Consider the following 23,516-nt stretch of genomic DNA (forward strand, 5'->3'; position numbering starts at 1 on the left):
CCAGTCATCATGTGAGTTACTCGCTGAGGTAAGCCGGTGCGTAAAGGGTTACACCAAGCCGTTTTTAATCGCAAAGGGCACCAATTCGCTGGCGCTATTAAGCTTTAGAACTTCAACCATTTTATATTTATGAAACTCCACCGTACGACTTGATACGTTAAGGATGTTAGCGATTTCTTTGGCTGAGTGGCTTTCTGCCAATAATTGTAAAACTTGGCGTTGACGTGCGGTGAGCAGGTCAAAGGGATCGTCGGACTGTCCTTGGTTATTCTTATAGGCATCCATGATGTCGGCTGCCAAAGTAGGGGTTATATAGGTCTTGTTCTTGAGTACGGTTTTAATGGCGATGAGCAGTTCTTCGGGGGCTGCGTGCTTGAGTAAGTAGCCATGCACACCAACATCGAGGGCCTTCATTGCGTATTTTAACTCCGGGTGCATCGTCAGTAGGATGATTTTACTGCTGCACTCACTGGCTAGAATTTTCTCGGCGGCGTTAATGCCATTCATGATAGGCATGGAGATATCCGACACTATGATGTCAGGGTTTAAAGCTTTGGCTTGTTGCACCAAAGTATTGCCGTCCTCGACGATTTCCAAGACCTCGTAATCTTGGCCTAGCAAGTTTTTAATACCTTCTGCGACCATCACGTGATCGTCAGCCAATAACACCGTTTTCTTTTGCATGTTTCTTCCTTATCGGTGGTCGCTGCTTTTACCGACTATGGTACACACCGCCGCCTTGGTATTAGCATAATATATCTCAGCTCCCCTTGAAAAGCGGCCGCGTCGTCGACCAGACCAATTTCATTCCAAATATCGCCCTGTTTGCTTTTATGAAGAGCAGCTGTAGTGGGAGATACCGCCGGCGTAATAAAAGGCTTTTGGTTTAAGGCGATAATATTTGGCTTCTATCTCTGCAGACTGCTCTTCGTAGGGCTGACTTAATACCTGCTGTAATTCGTGGATCAAGCGGTAGTCTCCTTGAGCCGCTTGTTGATAAGCTGGCACTATCAGCCATTCCCGCCAAGTATATTTAGGGTTAACTTGCTGCATTTTGCTGGCGATTTCGGCTAGGTCACCTTGCTGGCTTAGCTCAGCTTGCCAATCATTGAGCCATGTTTGCCATTTTTCATCTAGCGCCGCGGAAGTTGTTACATAAAAGCTTTTCTTTAAGGCGCTGACTTGCGTAGGCAAGTGGGACAATTCACGGAACAAGATAGTGTAATCCACTTCTGATTGCTGCATTAAGCCCAATAAGCGTGTCAGTAGTTGTGGTTGAAACTCTGTTAACCCCAGCTTACTGGCCCACATGGCTTCTAGCTGGCTTTGCATTACCTTGGCGAAGTCTTGGCGGATGTGCTCTAGCTGTTTTGCTGCTGGGTCTTCAGCTAATAAAGGCGCCAGCGCCAGACAAAACATATGAAAATTGGCGTGGGCGGCGTTTGGCTGATTAAAAAATGCAAAGTGCTGGCCGCCGCCGGTCCAAGGTTGAAACTCTGGGTCAAATATTTCACAAAAGCCAAATGGACCATAGTCGAGGGTAAAGCCGCCTGCTGCGCAGTTATCGCTGTTGAAATTACCTTGGCAAAACCCCACGCGGATCCATTGGGCAACCAGCGACGTTAAGCGCTCTCTAAAACTGCTTGCCAGCAGGATGATTTGCTCGTGAAAGCTCAGTGCTTGATCAATTTCTTGCGCGTATTCTCGCTCAATCAGGTGGGCCACTATCATACGTAACTCGGCTAAAGCATCCAGATGAGCATGGCTACGAGCACGGCGGCCAAATAACTCTACTTGGCCCACGCGCAAAAATGATGACGCCACTCGGGTGCAAATGGCCACCGGGTTTTCCTGCATGATATCGGGGTCGCTGGATTGTGATTCTGGCGAGTACCAAGGCCGAGTTACCGCTTCCGAGGCAGACGTAAATAAAGTCAGGGAGCGCGACGTGGGCACTCCTAACGCGTGCATATAGTCTTGGGCCAAGAATTCACGTACGCTTGAGCGCAGTACTGCGCGACCATCAGCGCCGCGACAATAAGGTGTGGTGCCGCCGCCCTTTAATTGCATTTCCCAGCGTTGGCCATTAAATATACCTTCAAACACTGATATGGCGCGGCCATCACCGTAGCCGTTGCCCGTGCCAAACGGACATTGCTGAGTATATTCGGTGCCATAAATCGATAACGCATAACCTGTGGCCCAGCCAAATGGCTGCATTGGGCTTGGCGCTATTGAAGCGTCACCAGAAAAGAATTGGCAAAATGCGCTATCAGCAACCAATTCATCGCGTAAGCCGAGTTCTTGAAATAATGCTCGGCTGTGACTGACGTATTGAGGTTCGGCTATTGGTGTAGGCGTGACTGGCACGTAATGGCCAGAAAAAACTTGCCTTGCGCGGTGATCCTTACCGTCTATTGTGGCATCTGGATCCTTGCACAGATTACGCATCAGTGAATAGTCGGCTAACTGCGCAAACTCATCGAAGTGAGTAACGTTTGCCTTGTTAGGGGCTTTGGTTGAGTGCGGCATAATTTTATAACCTTTAGAGTTTGAGCGAATCACCGAGAAACAAAGTATCTGGTGCGATTGCTGTTTTACGTGGTAAAGCCTAGTTTGGTTTGCCACTAGCTTCATATTAAGCTGACCTTGCTATGGAGCTACTTTTTCCACAGCACATTTATCAAAGCGCCGACCAGAATAAAGCCGCCGCCAATCCAGCTGTATAAAGAAGGAATTTCGGCAAAAATCAGCCAACCAAGTATCATCGAAAATAACACCTGCACGTAGGAGTAAGCAGTGGCCTTACTGGCGGAGGCGGACTGCATGGCTTTAGTTAACCCGACTTGGCCTATTTGGGTGAAAACGCCCACAAACAGCAATAATAACAAAGCCTCGCCGTTTGGCATGACAAAGTCATCCCCCAACAAGGCAAGAGATAATGGCAAGGCGATTAAGGGAAAATAGAAGATAATCACAGAGCTGTCTTCTTCGCGACTGAGCTGACGTACGATGACATAAGCGACACCGCTACCAAATGCCCCTAGCAGCGCGGTGCCAATACTTAACCAAGGCAAAGCATCGGCTTGGGACAAGCCTAAGCCTGGACTCACCATAATGCCTAAGCCCACTAAACTAAAACCAATGCAGAGTTTAGTTGAGTGCAAAATCGGCTCTTTCAAAAAAATCAGCGCTAAAAAAGCCGTAAACACCGGGTGTAAATATTGCAAAAGCGTGGCCTCGGCTAAGGGCAAGGTGGTAATCGAGTAATAGACAAAAATCAGGGCTAAAGCGCCTACCGCACCACGGGCAAACAGCCAGCCCTTATTATTGCCCCAGACAGAGATTTTCTTGCGGCGTACGTCACCATAACTGAGCACTAAGGAAACCAGTGCCCTTGCTGCAACTATTTCCAGCACAGGAATATCGTGTTGGCTGACCAGTTTTACGCAAGCCGACATCAGGGCAAAGCCCAAAGCGGAAAGCAGCATAAAACGTACGCTAAGCGGAATATGATTAAGCCAAGCCATGAAACAACGCCTGAGAAAATGGACAAAAACTCATGTTAACGCAAAAGCTTGACCTCTGGCAGGGCTATTTATGCATAGGAGATGTTTTATTGGTCTTAGCAACTAAATGAAAAATCTTCATTTTATTGTCGCAGCAATGCCGTAGATCTCTTCTATATTGATATTGTCGATTATTAATTTGACCGTTTCAGTTTGTCGTCGGAACGTTTCGCAACAAATATAAAAAGCAAAAGCTTGGAGATTTGCATGGTGAACTTAACAAAAACGATAAGGAAACGGTTGGCCCTATTATCCGTTGCCGCACTTGGTATTGCGTCTGCTAGCGTAACGGCAGCAGAAAAGCCTAACATTTTAGTGATCTGGGGGGACGATATTGGTCAGTCTAACCTCAGCGCGTATACCTTTGGTTTAATGGGCTATCAAACGCCCAATATAGACAGCATCGCCAAAGAAGGCATGATGTTTACCGACTACTACGGTGAGCAATCTTGTACTGCGGGCCGCTCAACTTTTATCACCGGCCAAAGCGTATTGCGCACAGGTTTAAGTAAAGTGGGCTTGCCTGGTGCAGATATTGGTTTGCAAGCGGAAGATGCTACCATCGCCGAAGTGCTTAAACCTTTGGGCTATGCCACAGGGCAGTTTGGCAAAAACCACTTGGGTGATAAAGATGAGTTCTTACCTACGGCTCATGGCTTTGATGAGTTCTTTGGTAACTTATATCACTTAAATGCCGAAGAAGAACCTGAAAACGTTGATTACCCGAAAAATCCTGAATTTCGTAAGAAGTATGGTCCTCGTGGTGTAATAAAATCGTCGGCTGACGGTAAGATTGAAGATACCGGTCCACTAACGAAAAAACGCATGGAAACGGTTGATGATGAAACCGTTGCTGCGGCAATGGATTTTATGGAGCGTAACGTCAAAGCGAAAAAGCCATTCTTTGTTTGGTGGAACGCCACCCGTATGCACTTTCGCACTCACGTAAAACCTGAGTTACAAGGTAAAACAGGCATCAGCAATTACGCTGACGGTATGATTGAGCACGATGCCCATGTGGGTCAAATACTGAAAAAAGTTGACGACTTAGGCATTAAAGACAACACCATAGTGTTCTACTCGACCGACAACGGTCCTCACGTAAATAGCTGGCCTGATGCGGGTACTACGCCATTTAGAAGTGAGAAAAATACCAACTGGGAAGGGGCATACCGGGTACCAGCAATGGTGCGCTGGCCAGGAAAAATCAAGCCGGGTAGTGTGTCGAATGAAATCATGCACCACATGGACTGGTTGCCTACCTTTGCAGCTATTGCCGGTGATGACAAGATCAAAGACAAGCTGAAAAAAGGCACTAAGCTGGGCGATAAAGAGTTTAAAAACCATCTTGATGGCTATAACTTTTTACCTTACCTCACCGGTCAAGAAGAAAAAGGCCGTCGTAATGAAATCTTCTACTTTACCGATGACGGTGATTTAGCTGCACTTCGCTACAACAACTGGAAAGCCGTGTTTATGGAGCAGCGTGTGAAAGGCACGTTAGAGCTATGGGCCAACCCTTTTACTACTTTGCGTGTGCCTAAGATCTTCAATTTACGCATGGACCCATACGAAGTCGCTGACGTGACGTCGAATACTTACTATGACTGGATGTTAGATCGTGTGTTCTTGTTGGTGCCAGCCCAAGAATACGTTGGCAAATTCCTTGCAACGTTTCAAGAGTTCCCGCCGCGCCAAAAAGCGGCCAGCTTTAACTTGGATCAGGTCATGGAGAAGCTACAAGAAACCCACAATAACTAGCATGTTTTAAAGGGGCGCTTTGCGCCCTTTTTTATTGCACTCATTGCAGGAATATTCAATGCAACCAGCGCAAATATATCAAGGTTTAGCGCAGCTTAAACAAGGGCTGCAAACTCAAGTGTTAGGCCAAGAGGGGATAGTCGATAAGCTGGTTTTGGCGTTGCTTGCCGATGGTCATGTATTACTGGAGGGGTTACCCGGCACCGCTAAGACGCGTTCGGTCAAAGCGTTAGCGCAGCTGCTGGCTTTGTCGCAAGGGCGGGTGCAATTTACCCCTGATTTATTACCCTCTGACGTGATTGGTTATGAGTCACTGGCCGGCAGTGGGCAGCAGCAATTTGAGTTTCATGCTGGCCCCGTATTTAACCAAGTATTGCTGGCTGACGAAATCAACCGTGCGCCGCCTAAGGTGCAGTCAGCACTGCTTGAAGCCATGGAAGAGCGCCAGGTTACCGTGGGTAATCACAGCCATCAAATGGATCCGATTTTTTTGGTCATGGCAACACAAAACCCGGTGGAGCAAGAAGGCACCTACCCTTTGCCAGAAGCACAAATGGACCGTTTTTTGTTTAAGCTGGTGTTGAATTACCCTGATGATGCCACGGAACTTGAAATCATCCGTTTAGTGCGCCAGCAAAAGCACACCAAGAGTCAAGATATCACCCCTGTTGAACAAGCTGGTGCACTCATTATGGCAGGCCGAGACTTGGTCGAACAGGTCTTTGTTTCGGAAAATATCGAGCAGTATATTGTGGCGCTTATCATGGCAACGCGCCACCCTGATCGTTACCCAAGCCACGACTTTAGCAAGTATATTGCTATTGGCGCCAGTCCTCGCGCCAGTATCGCATTGGATGTGGCAGCTCGGGCGCACGCGGTATTATCGCAACGGGACTATGTTGATCCTGATGATATTCGCGCTGTCGCGGTCGCGGTATTAAGTCACCGTATCAGTTTAAGCTACCAAGCCATGGCCGATAAAAAAACGGCGATTGAGGTCGTCGAACAATTAGTGACCGCGGTTGCTGTGGTGTAGGTGGCAAGTATGACAACTTTGGATCCTCGCATCTATTGCCAGTTACCGGAGTTACTGGCTTTGCAACACAAAACACGTCACTTGTCCCTTAAGCCCAGCTATCGCCCCGCAGGCATGTTGGCGGGTCAGCATGCCTCAAAAATTCGCGGCAGCGGGTTAAATTTTGAAGAGCTACGCCAGTATCAGCAAGGGGATAATGTTCGCTTGATTGACTCCCGGGCGTCTGCACGCTTGGGTAAACCTTATGTCAGGGTATATTCGGAAGAGACCGACCGGCCAGTGTATTTAGTGGTAGACCAAAGGTCATCGATGTTTTTTGGTAGCGTAAAGAAGACCAAGTCAGTGGTAGCGGCGGAACTTGCCGCGAGCCTAGCGTGGATGATTCTGGCCAATGGCGATCGCTTTGGCGGCATTGTGGTTGGCGCGCAGCAAAGCGAGCATATTTCAGCCAGACGTTCACAGCAACAAGTGCTGCATTTTCTCTCTAATTTAGTCGCCGCCAATCAAGGGTTAACCGTTGAGCCCGCTCAGGCTGACAGCTCTGAGTCGCTGTTAGCTCCGTTACTACCTTGGCTATCCAGTTTAAATAACCAAGCTGTGGTGATGCTGATTACTGACATAGATGGTTTAGACCAACAGGATATTTCCCAGTTGGAATGGCTGCATCAGCAAACCAATGTGGCTTTATTTATTGTGGCTGATGCGTTAGAGCAAAATCTAAGTCAAGCCCAAGGCTTAACTATTTCGCAAGGTAAGCAGCAAGTTAATTTGGCCATTGATGCACAAAGCCAAGCCAGTTTTAACCAGCAATTCCAAGCTAAATTCAAACAAATTCAACACGCCTTGGGGCAAAGCGTTTTACCCATTGGCTTATTAGATTGTGAACAAGACATTGTCACGCAATTAAACCTACTGTTAGGGGGGCAATATGGATGATATCAGTCAACTGGCAGGCCTGATTATGCCTGAGCAAGTTTCTTGGTGGCCACTTGCCATAGGTTGGTGGTGGTTGTTGAGTGCTATTTTTATTTGCTCGTGCTTTGTCGCTATGCGCAGATGGCATCGCTGGCAGCAGTCTTCTTATCGGCGAGAAGCTGTGGCACAAGTCGAGCAGTTATCGCAGCAGCAAGCCGCGCAGCTGCCCACCATTTTAGGCAAGGTATACACGGTGAGCTTGCATCATGTGTGCGCTGCAAAATGGCCCAGCAGTGTGCTGGAGTATTTGCAGCAGCAGCATGCACTGCCTGCGGAGCAGCAATCTCTACTGCAGCGGATTGCCTTTCAAGCCCCCGAGCGCTGGAGCATGACAGCTGATGGGTTTGAGCAGCTGAAACAGACGACTGTCGCTTGGATTAAGGAACACCGCATTGAGCCTATTTGATTGGTGGCAGGCTTTGGCAATTGAGTGGCAGTATCCTTGGGTCATCTTGGCTTTACCTTTGCCATGGTTGATGGTGCGCTTAAGCAAAGAGTATAAACAGCCAGGAGCGGCGCTTTTTGTGCCTTTTTATGACCGTATTATTGCTGCGACAGGCTCGCACCATGATAGTGGTGATGAAGTAAAACAGCGTAATAACTGGCAAACCTTAGCCTTATACAGCACTTGGCTGGCCTTGATTGTCAGCCTTGCTAGGCCAGTACTGCTGGCGCAGCCTATTGTCACTCAAAGCACTGCTCGGGACTTAATGGTAGCGATTGATTTATCACAGTCGATGGAGCAACAAGATTATACCCTGGCTTTACCCGGTCAAGAGCAAGTGAGCAAGGTTTCTCGCATCACGGCGCTGCGCCAGTTATTGCTCCAGTTTGCTGAGCAACGAAAAGGTGACCGGCTTGGCCTTATCGTTTTTGGGTCTGGGGCCTATCTGCAAGTGCCATTTACCGCAGATATTGAGTTGTGGCAGCAGCTATTACAACAAATGGATACCCGTTTGGCGGGGCCTGCCACCGCGATAGGTGATGCCATTGGTTTAAGCATTCGGGCGTTTGCTGACTCTAATACCAAACAAAAGCTGCTGTTGTTAGTGACAGATGGCAGTGACACCAGTTCGCGTCTTGATCCGATAGATGCTGCTCGGGTAGCCGGTATTGAGGGCATTCAGGTGTATACCTTAGGCATGGGCGATAAAAATACCCAAGGCGATGACAAGGTAGACTTTGACAGTCTCGAAAAAATTGCCGCCATCAGCAATGGTAAATCTTACGTCGCGGCAGACAGCCAAGCGTTAGCGCAGGTATTGACGGACATAAATCAATTAGTGCCAGCGCAATATCAACAAACCACTTATCAACCCAAAGTAGACCTCTTTATGTGGTTGATGGGGCCGGTGCTGAGCTTTTATATTGCAGTTTGGCTAGGACTCAGTGCTCGCCAATATTGGCGTTCAAGGCGACAGGAGCAAGCCCATGTGGAGTGATTTGGTGTGGCAGCAGCCGGCGTGGTTTTTGCTGACACTGCCGATTGCGGGGGTCATGTTGATGCTTTGGTTGAGCTATCAAAAACAACTTAGCTTGGCCGGTCAGGGGATCATTGCACCGCATTTAGCTCGGGTGTTTTCAGTGCAAGGGCGACGAACTAATCAAGGCTTGCCTATCGTGCTCACTTTGCTGGGGACGGCTTGTATTGTCACGGCACTCGCCGGTCCGAGCGTCCCTGTGGGCAATAAGCAAAGCTCGGATGTCCCTTTAGTCGTGGCATTTGACTTGTCTGACTCCATGACCCAAACCGGTTCGGGCTTATCTGCTTTGGAGCAAGGCCAAAGCTTGCTGAACCAATTGTTACAACAGGGCGTGAACAGGCCAGTGAGCTTAATGGCTTATGCTGGCAGTGCCCATGCTGTCTTGCCGCCAACTAAGCAACTGGCATTGGTACAACTCTACTTAAGTTATCTATCGCCAGAAGTGATGCCGCAACAAGGCAGCAACCTTAGTACCATCATGGCCAATATTGCTGAGTTAAAAAACCTTAAAGAGGATGGCTTTGACTTATTAGTCTTCACCGATGGTGGCGCCGTGGATAGCGAGAAATTTAACGCGTTTTTAAGTCAGTATAAAGCGCAAGGCGCCATCGTTTGGCTGGGACATACCGTCCCAACCGCACCTTTGAGTGAGCTTAACCTTCAAGAGGTTAGTGGAGTGGATATTTCTGCGAGCCTCAGTCGAAAAGTGGCAGCGCTTAACCAGCGCCACCGTGGCAGTGGCGAGCAAATGATTAATTTAGGTTACTGGCTGTTGATACCGTTTGCGTTAATTTTACTGTATTTCTTTCGCCCGGGCTTTAATTTGCATTGGGCTTATTCATTGTTGCTGGCCGCTAGCTTGATGCCGCCGCCGGCCCAAGCTGCTTGGCTTGATTGGTGGCTAACCCCAGATCAACAAGGGGCATATTTCTATCGCCAAGGTGAGTTTGAACAAGCAGCGCAACATTTTGCTGATCCACAGTGGCGAGGCGCAGCTTTAGTCGCGGCTAAAAAATACCCTGAAGCGATACAAGTTTATCAACAAAGCCAAGATGTCACTGGCTTATATAACTTAGCGACGGCTTACGCCAAAGCGCGTAATTATCAACGGGCATTAGACTTATATCAGTTGGTGCAGCAAATCGAACCTGACACAGACGTCGGCCAAAAAGCGCAAAAAAACAGCGTGATTATTACGCGCTTGATCGATGAAATTCAGCGCATGTCTGAAAGCCAGCAAGAAGAAAATCCCGATCCTAAAAGCATTGACCCGGATGAAATGACTGACACCAGTTTAGGCGCAGATAAACAAAGAGTGGGTAAAATAGAAGTTAAGGTAGAGCAGCTTTCGGTGGACGAAATATTGGCCAATGAAGGTAAAAAAGAGCAATGGCTACGGGATATTAGCCGTGACCCTAAGCAATTTCTTGCCGCTAAATTTCAGGCCGATTATCAGCAGCAATTAGCTGCCAACACCACGGGCGATACAGAGCAAACCCAAGACGCAGCGCAAGGAGCCGTTGATGAGTAAGGTCTCTCTTTATTGGTGGCTGATGATACTTGCTTGTGGCTTACTGATGCCTTTAGCAGATGCCGAAGGCAATGAGAGTGCAACTAGTACCGCAAGCCAAAACGCAAGGTTAACGCAGGAGGCTGCTCCCGTTCAAGCATGGGTCGATGTTGAACTTAAACAGCGCCATCCCGTAGTGGGACAAAGCTTGACCTTGGTTTATGACGTTTATGTGCCGGGGTACTTCAATGGCGCTACCGAGTTTAGCCTTGCCTCACTGAGTCATGCTCGGTTGCAGCAACGCTCGCAGTTTGCAATTAATGGGGCTAAAACCATGCATGGCGTGCAATACGCTTCGCAGCGCTGGGAAATCACGGTGATCCCAGAGCAAGCTGGCTTAATAACCATTCCCACGCAAAGCTTCAAGGTGAAATTTATTAACGCTGCTGGTCAGGCGCAGCAGGTAAATGTTCAAGCCCAAGCGATGGACATTTTTGCCTATGTCCCCTCAGAACTGGCCCAGCAAAAAAACTATTTTGTAGCCAGTGATGTGAGCTTGAAGCAGAGCTGGTCAGCTCCCAAAGCAGATTATCAAGTGGGCGATATAATCCGCCGCGAAGTCACGGTGAAAGCCAGTGATATTAGCAGTATTCAATTGCCCCATTTCCAGCCACTGGTTCCTCGAGGAATCCGCGTGACCCAATTAGAGCCAAGCCTCAAAGACAGCAATAATCGCGGCCAACAAAGCGCGACGATGACCTTAGTCTTGCAATACCACATAGCGCAAGCGGGCCGATATCAATTGGGCGGTGAAACGATAACCTGGTGGCAGCTAGATCAAGGTTTACAACAAAAATCGTTTAAAACACAACAATTTGAAGTACCGGGTTTCACTTTACAGTGGATCTGGTCAATACTGGCGATAGTCATTTTTTTATTATGTTTATCAGCCTGTTATTGGCTATATCTCAAATACAAGCGAAGTTTGACTGGGCGCATTAAGCACGCCTATCACCAGCAGCAGTGGTCGCGTTTGATAGCTCTTTTGTATCAGCGTGCTGATCGGCGCGGTGTGTTAGCCCAATTAAAACGCTTACCGGGAGGGCAGTGGCTGGTGCCATTATTTTCTCAAGAGTATGGTGCGGCGCAATATCAGCTGAGCGAGACAGAAAAAAAACAATTAAAAAAGATCTGCTAAGTGAGCTTGCATGCTGTTGATTCGACCCGTTATCGCCTTGTTGTGTTGGGTAGGCCTTGTTGTTCCCGTTGTTGCTGATGACCTAAGTTACGTTGGCAACGCCAGTTGTGGTGAGTGTCACGCTGAGCAAATGCAGCTTTGGCAGGGGTCTCACCATGCCAAAGCGATGCAAGCCGCGACGTCTAAAACCGTATTAGGGGACTTTAATCAAACCCGATTTGAAGGCGCGGGGGGGTGGACCGAGTTCAATCAAGACGAAAAGGGGTACTACCTTACCACCGGCCCTTTAGGCCAAGCGGGTAAGCGGTTTGAGGTGCCTTACGTGTTTGGCTATTATCCTTTGCAGCAGGTATTGGTAGATATAGGCCAAGGCCGCTTACAGGCGTATACCGTGGCTTGGGATGCCAGGCCGAAAGATGAAGGTGGGCAGCGTTGGTATAGCCTTTATCAAGACACCCACAGTCACGCGTCACCTTTCTATTGGCAAGGGCAATTTAACAACTGGAACGCCCGCTGCGCGCAATGTCACTCCACCGATTTACAGCGTGGTTATGATGTCGCTACCGACAGTTATCATACGCAATGGAGCGAGATTAACGTGAGTTGTGAGGCCTGCCACGGCAAAGCTTCTAATCATGTGAAATTAAAGCAAGCCAATAAAGAGGCCGTGAATTCAGGCTTTGCCAAAGCGCAATTCAAGCAAGGTTTGTGGGCTTTTAGTCCTGACCAACTGACGGCGAAATTAGTTGGCTCCAAGCCTGCAACCATAGAGCATGGTCAACCTGGACAATGCATTGCTTGTCATAGTCGCCGTGTGGCCATCACAGATGGCAATGATCCCAGCCAGTTTAACCAAGATTACATCCCCCGTTTAGCGCTTCCGGATTTGTATCACAGTGACGGCCAAATTCTGGATGAGGTCTATATATATGGCTCATTTAGTCAGAGTAAAATGGCCGCCGCTGGCGTGGTGTGCAGTGATTGTCACGACCCTCACAGTGCGAAAGTGAAAATGCTGGATAACAACCTTTGCGCTCAATGTCATTTACCCACCGAATACGATACCCCAAAGCACACTTTACACGAAGCAGATTCAACCGGTGGCGTGTGTATTGATTGCCATATGCCGTCGCAGCGATACATGGGGGTGGATGATCGTCGCGACCACAGTTTTAAAGTACCTAACCCTTGGGTCAGTGAAGCGCTCGACACGCCAGATGTTTGTTTAAATTGTCATCAGGATAAAGACAGTGCTTGGTCGCAGCAAATACTCAAAGATAAAAAAGCCAAAGTATTTGGTCATTATGATGACATAGGCTCTGCGTTGTTGTTGGCGCAAACCGATGCCATCAAAGGTCAGGCTCACCTTGCTCAACTGATAAAAGACGAACAACAGCCGCCGATGCGGCGTGCGGTATTGCTGAGCCACTTAGACTTATCTTCGGTCAGCCATTTAGAGGTGTTACATAGCGCAGCTAATAGCGAGCAAACGCTAGTAAAATTGGGTGTTATTAGTGCTTTGGAAAGCGCGCCTTCTAACGTGCAAGTGCAAATTGGCTTTGGCCTTTTGTATGACCAAGACAAAAACGTACGGATGCAAGCAATGCGCCTGCTTGCGCCACTGTTTCGTCGTGAAGTGCCCGCAAAGGCTCAACAAAAATTGCAACAAGTGGTCACCGAAGCCATTACCACCTATCAAGGTCAGCAAGATTTATTGTCAGCGCAATTAGCGTTAGCAGACATTGCTTACAAGGTGGGTCAGTTGCCCCAAGCACAGCTTCATTATGAAAATGCGCTGCAGCTGCAACCGCAATTTTTGCCTGCAAAGTTAAACTTGGCCAGTATTCTTCGCGAGCAAGGTCAGTTAGCGCTTGCCAGTCAGTTATTAAACGATATTTTATCAATCGAGCCAGAGCATGCGATGGCGCTGCATAATTTAGGATTGGTATACACTATAGAGAAACGCTGGTCGCAAGCGTTGCCAGCGCTGGCAAAGGCCGCTCAACTAGAGCCGCAACATCCACGATTTGGCTTTGTCTATTTACTGGCCCTTGAAGCGGCAGGGGAAATAACGACTGCTCAAGAACAATTAGCTCGGCTCCAAGCATTGACGCCAGACGATCCGGCTTTGCAAAAGGTAAAACAGCGGCTCTCTCATGCCGCCCCCTAAAATGATAGGTGTAAAACAACGAGGATACGACGATGAAAAAAGTGCTTTGCATGACCGCATTAACGGGTCTGTTTGCATGCTTTGGCGCTGCGGCGCAGTCACAACCTAAGTTGGTGCTGCAAATTACCGTGGACGCATTACGCGGTGACTTAGAGCAGCGTTTTCGTCATAACATGGGGGAGGGGGGATTTAATTATTTACTGGATAAAGGCATTTATTACGACAATGCCCATTATCAGCACGCTAACACCGAAACCATAGTTGGCCATGTATCACTAGCCACCGGAGCGCCGCCCAAGGTGCATGGCATGGTGGGAAACGTATGGTTTGATCGAGCTGAAAACCGTGCCGTGTATAACATTGAAGATGAGCGTTATCACTTACTCACTTCTGGCGCAGATGTAGACAAAAGCGCAGAGATTGATTCAACCCAAAAAGTCGCCAAAGGCGACGGACGTTCGCCACTGCCCATGTTGTCGAGCACCTTTAGTGATGAATTAGCGCTGGCTTATAACGGCCAAAGCAAGGTTTTTGCGGTATCGGTAAAAGACCGAGGCGCGGTATCGTTGGCGGGCCAATATGGCAAAGCATTTTGGTTTTCGAAGTCTGCTGGCGAGTTTGTTAGCAGTGATTACTATTATCAGCAATATCCTGGCTGGGTTGATGCTTTCAACCAATCGAAGCCATTACAGGGTTATCACGAAAAAAGCTGGCAGCTGTCGTTAGATCAATCTAAGTATCTGTTTAAAGATGAAAAGGGAACCGATGGAAAAACCGAGTTAGCCGGCTTTGGGACACGATTTCCACACGCTTATGGCCCAACAACGGATAAGTATTTTACCACTAAGCTGACCTTGAGTCCGGCTGGTGACGAGCTAACTTTGGCATTTACTCAAGCTTTAATTGCCGAGGAGCAACTCGGGCAAGATGCAATACCGGATTATTTAGCCGTGAGCTTTTCTTCGAATGATTATGTTATTCATATGTTTGGCCCTTCTAGTTTAGAGGCAGAAGATAACTTATTGCGTTTAGATCGCAGCATTGCTCAGTTGCTTAAAACCGTCGACGAAAAAGTGGGCTTAGAACATACTTTAATTGTGCTTTCTGCTGATCATGGTGCGCCAGATACCCCTTCCTACTTGCAAGCGATGGGAGACCAAAAAGCCGAATACTTTAATTTTCAGCTGTTGGATGCCAAAGTATTATCAGACCTGCTTTCAAAAGCACTTAATCAAAAAGGAAAATGGGTGGAGCAATACGCTCAACCTTATATTTACCTCGATCACGATCTCGTCAAGCAGCACAAGTTAGACTTAGCCAAAGTACAGCAAGTTTTGGCCGATAGGTTGAGCCAAGTGCCCAATATCCAATACGCAGTACCCACAAGCCGAATTGTCGACGGTCAGCTAGCCAATACAAGAGTGATGAATTTGGTGGCCAATAATTATCACCCACAGCGCTCTGGAGATGTGCACCTTATCTTTTCTCCGAATGTTTACATTAATGATCTCGATGGCTTAAAAGTGGCCTCTGTTCATGGCTCGCCATGGCGATACGATACTTACGTGCCAGTTGTGTTTGCCGGCATGAAATTGGCGCCAGAGCGGGTAAATCGCGCGGTCACCCCTTATGACATCGCCCCCACTTTGGCCCATTATCTGAAAATCGCACCGCCTAACGGCGCGACAGGCTCAGTATTAGAAGAAGTGGTTGAGCGTTAGCTTGCTTAAACATTGGTCGAGTTTCTATCTCTGTCCTTAACCGAGATGATAAAGCGCGATTTTTATTTTTCTTTGATTTTATTAACCCTTTCTCATGTGGCAGGGGTTTAATACCTTTGCCTCCTGCAAAGGCTAGCAATAATAGTCGCAGTATGGACAGAGTGATTCGATGCTAGGCATCGGTTTACTTCAGGAGTGGCGAAATTGTCAGGTTTGCTCCCTGCAACTGACATGATTGAAAGTAATAAATTAAAGGAAGAATTATGAACAAAACCCTAGGTGTAATCGCTTGCTCAATGCTGACATCGTCAGTTTACGCTAAACAAGTTGAAACCCCATTTACGGCCATGTTTACCACTGGGGAAGTGGTATCGGGAGTCTTATCTTATGACGATGCTGCACGTATGGATCAATCAGATCAATACTCAGCATTTTTCAAAGATAGCTCAGCAGGCAGTTATATTGAAGTTCAGCTGGGCGGTGAAACGTATCGCGCACAAGCATCTGATATGCAACCTTTAGAGATCCATGTACATACTGGTATGGGCGATGGTCGCAGAGACATCATTTTTAATCCTAATCAATCACTGATTAGCCAGGCTGGTGTATCCATCGGCGGTATGGATATCATAGTGTCAGACGCTGATGGTGCGCGCTCTCAGTTACAGTTGCCGAGTGCTATTGACATCAACCCTGTTACTGGGCCTGAGCGGTTTAACCCAGGAAATGATTGGGCAGAATTATACTTCATGAATCGCTCGCCAGACAATATTGCCGAGATCAGTGAAATCGGTTCATCGGTGTCAGATACTGGCAAAGTCAGTTATCAGTTTGAAGCCGTGGTGGAATTTGCTCAGCAGCCCCCATTTATTCAAAACCAAATTGGAAAGGGCACGATCACGTGGGAGAAACACTTACCTAAGGTAAATCAATACGGTGAAACAGGCGTTGAATACGCCGACTATTCTCCTGAAATTACCTTCACAGTTGGTGACTACACTTACCAAGTTGATCCAAACTTAATGGATGACAAAGTAACACTTGGCGTTCATGGTACGCCAGAAGGCTTATTACAAGGCGTTCACATGCATTACACCTATCCACTGCAAGGGGTAGACAGTCAAGGCATGCCAGCACCTGAGCTACTGGATTTTTCTTTGGATATTTTTATTCCACAGCCTAACCAAACTACAGATTTGAGTGTGCCTTCACAACTGCCTGTATTGACGCCAGACGTTGATGCTCGCATTCATACTCAGGCTGGAGCATTAAAATTGGTTTCATTGGAGAATGTTTCCGACTTTGTTACGGCAGAGCCTAAGGTATTTATTGAGGTGTTTACTGACTTTCCGGATACTAACTTAGTGGTTCCGGCTAAGGGCGGTAAAGTGGTGTTTGCAAGAGATGTGATGTTCAAGCAACCACCTATGCCAGCAACACCTGACGAAACATTTACCATCCGTTACGGTGAAAACATCACTTGGCCAAATGGTTTTGTGTACAACCGAACTGGTTCAAAGAAAGTGGATTTGTTTAAAGCACCGGTAAATGCACCGCTATCATTTTACGTGCCAAAACATTGGCCAGCGGGTAAATATGAATACAACATGTATAGCTATGAAGTGGATACAGGCGCAGTGGCGACCAAGACGATTACGTTCACGAAGCTGAAATAATCTAAGTCACTTGCTTCAAGGCCAGCAATGCTGGTCTTTTTTATATATGCAATTCAAAAAAATGCTGAATAGGGCCCTTGCCTTTACCTACTGCTAACTGGTCGCAGGTGAGTAACCCTTTGTGCACGTACTTTTGCGCCGATTTTACCGCTTGTATAAGTGGTTGCCCTTGGGCGAGGTAAGACGCCAGTGCAGCAGCTAATGAGCAGCCTGTGCCATGGGTGTTTTGGGTATGAATACGTGGCTGTATTAAGGTAGTGATTTGTTGCGGCGTCACGAAGTAGTCATTGCTGTGCTGGCTGTCTTGTAGGCCGCCGCCTTTGATCATCAGCGCGGTTGGGTAGCTTTGTTGCCACTGTTTAGCTTGTTGTAATAAATCGCTTTCTAGCAGTGTTGGTGCTTCGTTTAATAATACAGCTAACTCGTGGGCATTTGGGGTCATCACCGTGGCAAGTGGCAACAGTTGTTCGAGGTAGGCTTGCACTGCGTCATCCTGCAGCAGCTTGTCACCCCCTGCTGAGACCATCACAGGATCAATAACCACGTTCGCCACGTCATATTGCTTTAATTTTTTTGCGATTAACGCAATGATATCGCGATTGAATAGCATGCCAAGCTTAACGCTGGCGATGTTCATGTCAGCAAATATACTGTCTATTTGTTGTTCAATGAAATCCAGCGGCAAGGTATGAATAGCTGAAACGGCTTGGGTGTTTTGTGCGGTTAATGCCACTAAAACAGAAGCGGCGTAGCAGCCGGTAGCAGAGATGGCTTTGATGTCGGCTTGAACGCCGGCGCCGCCGCAGCTATCGGATGTTGCGATGGTAAGAACATTTTGCACATGCTTGCTCATTTTTGCCGCCTTATTTGTCAAACGAGAAGGGTCGCTAACGAGGATAATTTAGCCTTGTTAACCACCATAATATAACAAGCTATCATAGTGCAAGTTGACCAAATTTCCCTGCTTGAAAGTCGGCAACGGCTTGCTGTAGTTCTGCCTGCGTATTCATTACAAAAGGTCCCATGTGAGCGATTTTCTCGTTAATTTTTTGGCCGGCCAGCACTAACACTCCCGCTCCTTCTTCACCGCCAGTTAGCTCGATGGCAACTTGGCTATCCACTATCACCGCTTGGCCTTGGGTTAAATTTTGCTGGCTTAATTCACCGCTATGTATGTACAGCACCACTTGCTCAAAGTGTTGCAGGGCGAGGTTTGCTGTGCCGTGAGCATTCAGTTGTACGTCGGCAATAGCCGCTTGCGCGGTTAATTGATTTAACGGCGAAGTCAGCGTTTTACCCGCAAACAACCAGCTTCCAGCCAGCGCGGTTAACTTACCGCCAGCGCCATTGTCAAAATATGGCAGCGACTGGTTACTTGAGTCTTGGTATTTAGCAGGACGAAGCTTGTCCTTCGCCGGCATATTCAGCCAAATTTGAAAGCCGTGCATGGCCCCATCTTCACTGGCTAACGGCATTTCAGAGTGCATCACGCCAAAGCCTGTGCTCATCCATTGTACTTGCCCCGTACGGATATCTTTGACATTGCCCATCTGGTCTTGATGTTGAAAGCCGCCTCGCAGGATGTAAGTAAAGGTTTCGATGCCGCGATGGGGATGGGGCGGAAAGCCGCCGATGTAATCACTGGCTTGATCTGACTTTAACTCATCGATCATCAAGTAAGGATCTAAGCTGAGCTGTGTGAAATCGGCAATGCGATGGATATTAACGCCATCACCGTCTTGGGTGGCGTGGGCGCGTAAACGGCGAACGATCTTCATATAAGCCTCCTTAGTCTATGTGTGTAGCCTATCGTTTAGCTTTATCGAACTCTATTGCAATAAACTCTCTTAATCATTCTAAAAAAGTGAACCGTTGTTGAGGCGGCCTTTACTTGGTCAATTAATGTAAAGATAAAATTGATCATGCTCACAAAATAACCAGGCTAGATTGGCAATAAAAAAACTACAATAGTATTGTATTACAAATGATTGGTTCTACAGATATGAGAGACAGGCTATGAAACGAAATATTACCCTTTTAGCACTTGCCACAGCTGGCATGTTTAGCGCCGCCGCTTCAGCCACTTCCCTTGATTTTCGTCACGAATATAAGAGTGACACTAAGCAACACGCGAGTCGCGTGAAAATGGGCCATACCTTTGAAAATAACCTAAGTGTAGACCTTGAGGTGAAGTTTAAAGGTGAAGAAGGCAAGTTTATGGAAGATCTCAAATCAAACGGAACCGAAATTGGCATTAACTACAAATACCAAATAAACGATGAGTGGGCGCTTATTCCCGGCATGCCGATTGAGTTCAGTAACTCAGGCGACACCTACAAACCGCAGTTACGCTTAACTTATACGCCAAAGGCATGGGATGGTTTTTCTATCAGTGGTCGTTACCGTTTAGACATAAAGCCGGGTGAAAGTAATACCGACAATGGTGATCGCACTTTACGCCACAGGTACACAGCTAACTTTGGTTACAAGTACGAGCAATGGACCTTTGGCGCTGAGTTGAACTATTACTACTCGGACAGCTCGGATTACATTTTGTACGACAACAAGCGTACCAACTACGAAAACAATTTGACCGTACATTACAAAATGGGTGATTGGACGCCTTGGGTTGAATTTGGCGACGTCTCGGTAGACAAATACTCCAGTGACCGTGAGCTAAGAAGCCGTGTAGGCTTACGTTACAGCTTCTAATCACTCAGAGGGAGTCATTTTGACAAGTCGCGGAGGTGGCCATGTTGCAAGAATTAACGGGTAAGCGGGTACTGATTACAGGCGGGACATCAGGCGTGGGTCTGGCAACTGCGCGGTTATTCGCTCAGCATGGCGCCAAAGTGGCAATCAATGGCGTTCGTGACCCCGCACAAGCTAGCTGCATGCTCAGTGAACTGGGTGCAGAAGCGATATACCTGCAAGCGGATTTAACGAAAAGTGAGGAGTGCCAACGTTGCGTGGCGGAGTTTGTGGCCGCTTTTGGTGGCTTGGACGTATTGATTAATAATGCTGGTGGACTGGGTGAACGCCGAGGGCTGGAGGAGATTGATGACGCCTTGTTTGATCGCGTGATGGACTTGAATGCACGCTCTGCATTAATGGTGACTAAATTTGCTATTCCTCATTTACGTCAATCAGCAAAGGCCAGTGGCACAACGGCTGCGGTTATCAGCACAGGCTCTTTGGCGGGGCGTGAAGGAGGCGGCATAGGTGCGGGGGTTTACGCCGCGGCTAAAGCTTGGTTGCACGATATTCATCGCAACTGGGTAAAAGAGTTTACCAAAGACAATATTCGCTTCAACATAATAGCCCCAGGTTCAATTGATACGGCGTTTCATCAAGATAAGTCGCCCGCATTGCTGCAGCAAATTGCCGCGACAATCCCAATGGGAAGGTTTGGTCAAGTAGAAGAAGTCGCGCCAAGCTATCTATATTTGGCTTCGCACCGAATGAGCGGCTATGTCACTGGGCAAGTACTGGATGTGAATGGCGGCCAATTAGCTCCCTGATATGCAGTCTGTAGTGTGAAATTGCTCACAATTTGATATGCGTCGAAGCTTAGTATCTGATATTATTGTAATACTACAAAATCAAAGGTGTCACTTATGGCGAGTTCTTTTGTACAAATCGCGGGTTCTAAACGCAGCTTGCATGTGCAGGTCGCGCGTGAAATTGCGCGAAAAGTATTATCGAATGAACTGCCGCAAGGCAGCACAATTCCAGGTGAAATGGAATTGTGTGAACAGTTTGCGGTTAGCCGTACGGCCTTGCGAGAGGCGATTAAGTTATTGACCTCTAAAGGGTTGCTTGAGTCTAGACCCAAAATTGGCACCAAGGTTCGCAGCCGTGAAAACTGGAACTTCTTAGACGCGCAATTACTCGATTGGGCGGTAGGTATTGAAAATACCGAGAAGGTTTACCAAGAGTTCCTTGCCTTGCGCAAAGCGATAGAGCCTGAAGCAGCCGCGCTAGCCGCAAGCAATGCCACTGCTGAACAGAGGATCCAACTTTCCGCGACGTTTCAAAAGATGAGTGACATCGCAAATAACTTTGATCAAGAAGCTTGGACTGCTGCCGACATGGAATTCCACCGTTTGGTTTTTCTGTCCACAGGTAATAGTTTTTATCTGCCATTCGCGAATGTGCTGTGCACCATGTTTGAAAGTTTTATCAGTCACTCTTCGCAAGATGGCTCTACGTGCATCGATGAGCACCGTGCGATTTATGACGCCATTATGGCGGGTAACAGTGACAAAGCCCGTGAAGCCAACCAATTATTGCTTAATAACAGCAATCACCGCCTCTAGTGCAGAGCGGTACCACCTTGTTAGCAAAAGCCCGCATTACGCGGGCTTTTTTGTTATTGTGCAAATTTCTATTACTCTTATTTGTATTACAAAATAAGCTTAGCTAAAATAGTAACAGCTTGCCACTGAACCCAGGGACGAATAAATACTTGGCAAACATCGCTGCGTGACCTGTTCGCGTTAGGCAGTTGTTTAAGGTTTATCATCACATTGAGGATCTATGCCACAAACGTTAATTCCAAATATTCATCACTTTATTGGCCAGGTAGATCCCTTTGACAAGTTACCCGATGAGTTACAGCGGCAAATCGCTTGTGCCATTAAAATTACTTACCTTGGTAAAGGTGAGCAGGTGCATTTTGGTGGAGCAGTAGATGCCCGATATTTATACGTGATACGTACCGGTTCGATGGAGCAACGTAACCCCGATGGCGGTTTGCGGGCCAAGCTTGGGCCGGAAGATATTTTTGGTTTCACCTTTCTCGACCCCGGTAAAGAAGATCACCAAGACTACATTGCCACCGCAATAGAAAACACCTTGCTCTATTTAGTGCCCCACGAAGAATTGCAACGCTTACTGGAGCAATACCCAAAGTTTTCTGAGCATTTTGCCGCCAATGCCCAAGTGCGCTTGCATTCCGCCTTAGACGTACAATGGTCTGATGGTGAGAAAGGCGTGTTCGTAAAAAAGGTGGCGGAGGTGGCCAGTAAACGCGTTGCAGTGGTGGATGCTGACACATCGATTCAACAAACTGCCGATGAAATGCGTCGTATCTGCCGCACGTCTTGCGCTGTCATTAAACAAGACGGCGTGATTGTGGGGCTGGTCACTGATCGTGATATGACCAAGCGGGTAGTGGCTCAAGGCATCGACATACAATTACCGATCAGCAGTATCATGACGGTAGAGCCGTTAACCATAGGGCCTGATGATTTAGTATTGCAAGCTTCAGTGGTGATGATGCAGCACAACGTGCGCAGCTTGCCGGTTGTGGAAGACAATGAAGTCTTGGGCATTTTAACCACCACTCACTTGGTTAAAAATAATCGCATGCAAGCCATGTTCTTAATCGAGCGAATCAAGTACAGCGAAACTGCTCAGGAACTGGCACAGTTAGCACCCGAGCGCCAGGCGATTTTTGAAGCTTTGGTTGAAGGGGGCGTGAGCGCCGAGGTGATTGGTCATGTCATGACCATGATCATGGATGCATATAGCCGGCGTTTGTTACAAATGGCTGAGCGTAAGCTAGGCCCTGCACCTTGTGAATTTGCTTGGATGGTGGCAGGCTCGCACGCGCGAAATGAAGTGCATTTATTGTCTGATCAAGACTGCGCCATTGTGCTGCCTGATGATGCTTCTGAGTCTGACCGTCAGTACTTTTTGCATTTGGCCCATTGGGTATGCAATGGTTTGGCAGCTTGTGGTTACCCACTTTGTCCAGGCAAGTTTATGGCTGCTAACCCGAAGTGGTGCCAGCCTAAGCAAGTATGGTTGGCGTATTATAGCAAGTGGGTCGCCAGCCCCGAATACGATAAGTTACTCAATATTAGCGTTTTCTTAGAGACGCGCTGCATTTATGGTAACGAAGCTTTGGTCAGCGTTTTACATCAACATTTGTTGGATGAAATTGCCGCTTCAAGTCGTTTCTTACCCTCTTTGGTTCGCGATTCGGTGACTGTTAATCCGCCCCTTGGCATCTTTAACTATCTAGTGCTTGAGAAAGGGGGGGCGCATTCAAATACCCTTAACATCAAGAAGTACGCCATTACTTTGTTGGTCGATTTAGCACGCATTTATGGTTTGTCGGCGCAATGTCATCAAGACGGCACCGAAGCGCGTTTTCGCTTTGCTCACGAACAAGGCTTGCTGAGTGAAGAGATGCTAAAAAATGTGCTGGGCGCTTATGGTTTTATTAGTCAGGTGCGTTTTAAACACCAATTAACGGCGCTCAAAGCCGGTAAAACGGCCGATAATCATATAACACCCGACCAGTTTGGCAGCTTCGAGCGCAAGCATCTTAAAGATGCGTTTCGCATTATTAATGACTTACAAGAAGTGGCTAAGATACGCTTCACCAAAGACTGAGCAAGTAGGGC

The 23,516-nt window shown here is 47.6% G+C and carries 19 protein-coding genes; 14 read left to right on the forward strand and 5 right to left on the reverse strand.

The window, feature by feature from the left end; genetic code table 11:
- Positions 1-48: 48 nt before the first annotated feature.
- From D1Z90_RS04500 to D1Z90_RS04510, 3 genes are all read right to left on the reverse strand, one after another.
- Positions 49-684: a response regulator gene (locus D1Z90_RS04500; protein WP_119909556.1), complete on the reverse strand. Its 636-nt coding sequence runs from the start codon at positions 682-684 to the stop codon at positions 49-51.
- Between the two features lie 147 nt (positions 685-831).
- Positions 832-2,532, reverse strand: coding sequence for a protein adenylyltransferase SelO (locus D1Z90_RS04505; protein ID WP_119909708.1), 1,701 nt, complete (start codon positions 2,530-2,532; stop codon positions 832-834).
- 128 nt (positions 2,533-2,660) lie between these two features.
- The gene (locus D1Z90_RS04510; protein WP_232525198.1) at positions 2,661-3,530 is read right to left on the reverse strand and encodes a DMT family transporter; all 870 of its coding nucleotides are present in this window, start codon (positions 3,528-3,530) and stop codon (positions 2,661-2,663) included.
- A 246-nt stretch (positions 3,531-3,776) separates the two neighbouring features.
- On the opposite strand from D1Z90_RS04510, the gene D1Z90_RS04515 reads away from it, so the two are divergent.
- The 10 genes from D1Z90_RS04515 to D1Z90_RS04560 all read left to right on the forward strand — a co-directional run bounded on the left by D1Z90_RS04515 (position 3,777) and on the right by D1Z90_RS04560 (position 17,100).
- Positions 3,777-5,330 (forward strand): arylsulfatase, encoded by a 1,554-nt coding sequence (locus D1Z90_RS04515; RefSeq protein WP_119909557.1) that lies wholly within the window; start codon positions 3,777-3,779, stop codon positions 5,328-5,330.
- Between the two features lie 58 nt (positions 5,331-5,388).
- Positions 5,389-6,366 (forward strand): AAA family ATPase, encoded by a 978-nt coding sequence (locus D1Z90_RS04520; RefSeq protein WP_119909558.1) that lies wholly within the window; start codon positions 5,389-5,391, stop codon positions 6,364-6,366.
- A 9-nt stretch (positions 6,367-6,375) separates the two neighbouring features.
- A complete protein-coding gene (locus tag D1Z90_RS04525; RefSeq protein WP_119909559.1) occupies positions 6,376-7,302 on the forward strand; it encodes a DUF58 domain-containing protein in 927 nt (308 codons plus the stop codon).
- Positions 7,295-7,747, forward strand: a complete 453-nt coding sequence (locus tag D1Z90_RS04530) for a DUF4381 domain-containing protein (protein WP_119909560.1) — start codon at positions 7,295-7,297, stop codon at positions 7,745-7,747. The genes D1Z90_RS04525 and D1Z90_RS04530 overlap by 8 nt, the downstream gene beginning before the upstream one ends.
- On the forward strand, positions 7,734-8,783 hold the full coding sequence (locus D1Z90_RS04535; RefSeq protein WP_232525199.1) for a VWA domain-containing protein: 1,050 nt from the start codon (positions 7,734-7,736) through the stop codon (positions 8,781-8,783). Before D1Z90_RS04530 ends, D1Z90_RS04535 begins: the two co-directional genes overlap by 14 nt.
- On the forward strand, positions 8,773-10,356 hold the full coding sequence (locus D1Z90_RS04540) for a vWA domain-containing protein (RefSeq protein WP_119909561.1): 1,584 nt from the start codon (positions 8,773-8,775) through the stop codon (positions 10,354-10,356). Before D1Z90_RS04535 ends, D1Z90_RS04540 begins: the two co-directional genes overlap by 11 nt.
- On the forward strand, positions 10,349-11,533 hold the full coding sequence (locus D1Z90_RS04545; RefSeq protein ID WP_119909562.1) for a BatD family protein: 1,185 nt from the start codon (positions 10,349-10,351) through the stop codon (positions 11,531-11,533). The genes D1Z90_RS04540 and D1Z90_RS04545 overlap by 8 nt, the downstream gene beginning before the upstream one ends.
- Positions 11,534-11,543: 10 nt before the next feature.
- The gene (locus tag D1Z90_RS04550; protein WP_119909563.1) at positions 11,544-13,703 is read left to right on the forward strand and encodes an ammonia-forming cytochrome c nitrite reductase subunit c552; all 2,160 of its coding nucleotides are present in this window, start codon (positions 11,544-11,546) and stop codon (positions 13,701-13,703) included.
- Positions 13,704-13,735: 32 nt separating this feature from the next.
- The gene (locus tag D1Z90_RS04555) at positions 13,736-15,424 is read left to right on the forward strand and encodes an alkaline phosphatase family protein (protein ID WP_119909564.1); all 1,689 of its coding nucleotides are present in this window, start codon (positions 13,736-13,738) and stop codon (positions 15,422-15,424) included.
- Positions 15,425-15,687: 263 nt separating this feature from the next.
- Positions 15,688-17,100 (forward strand): hypothetical protein, encoded by a 1,413-nt coding sequence (locus D1Z90_RS04560; protein WP_119909565.1) that lies wholly within the window; start codon positions 15,688-15,690, stop codon positions 17,098-17,100.
- A gap of 40 nt (positions 17,101-17,140) precedes the next feature.
- Here D1Z90_RS04560 and thiD read toward each other — a convergent pair whose 3' ends face one another.
- Both thiD and D1Z90_RS04570 read right to left on the reverse strand, forming a co-directional pair.
- On the reverse strand, positions 17,141-17,953 hold the full coding sequence (gene thiD / locus D1Z90_RS04565; protein WP_119909566.1) for a bifunctional hydroxymethylpyrimidine kinase/phosphomethylpyrimidine kinase: 813 nt from the start codon (positions 17,951-17,953) through the stop codon (positions 17,141-17,143).
- 82 nt (positions 17,954-18,035) lie between these two features.
- Positions 18,036-18,878 (reverse strand): pirin family protein, encoded by an 843-nt coding sequence (locus D1Z90_RS04570; RefSeq protein WP_119909567.1) that lies wholly within the window; start codon positions 18,876-18,878, stop codon positions 18,036-18,038.
- Between the two features lie 238 nt (positions 18,879-19,116).
- Between D1Z90_RS04570 and D1Z90_RS04575 the strand changes: the two genes are divergently transcribed.
- The 4 genes from D1Z90_RS04575 (at position 19,117) to D1Z90_RS04590 (ending at position 23,505) form a co-directional block, all read left to right on the forward strand.
- Positions 19,117-19,812: an oligogalacturonate-specific porin KdgM family protein gene (locus D1Z90_RS04575; RefSeq protein ID WP_119909568.1), complete on the forward strand. Its 696-nt coding sequence runs from the start codon at positions 19,117-19,119 to the stop codon at positions 19,810-19,812.
- A gap of 41 nt (positions 19,813-19,853) precedes the next feature.
- Complete coding sequence (locus D1Z90_RS04580) at positions 19,854-20,621, forward strand: SDR family NAD(P)-dependent oxidoreductase (protein ID WP_119909569.1); 768 nt, start codon at positions 19,854-19,856, stop codon at positions 20,619-20,621.
- A 96-nt stretch (positions 20,622-20,717) separates the two neighbouring features.
- On the forward strand, positions 20,718-21,419 hold the full coding sequence (locus D1Z90_RS04585) for a FadR/GntR family transcriptional regulator (protein WP_119909570.1): 702 nt from the start codon (positions 20,718-20,720) through the stop codon (positions 21,417-21,419).
- A 220-nt stretch (positions 21,420-21,639) separates the two neighbouring features.
- Entirely contained in the window at positions 21,640-23,505 is a 1,866-nt protein-coding gene (locus tag D1Z90_RS04590) for a DUF294 nucleotidyltransferase-like domain-containing protein (RefSeq protein WP_119909571.1), read from the forward strand.
- Positions 23,506-23,516 lie beyond the last annotated feature (11 nt).

This window comes from Motilimonas pumila (assembly GCF_003596335.1).
Lineage (GTDB): Bacteria > Pseudomonadota > Gammaproteobacteria > Enterobacterales > CBDFNC01 > Motilimonas > Motilimonas pumila.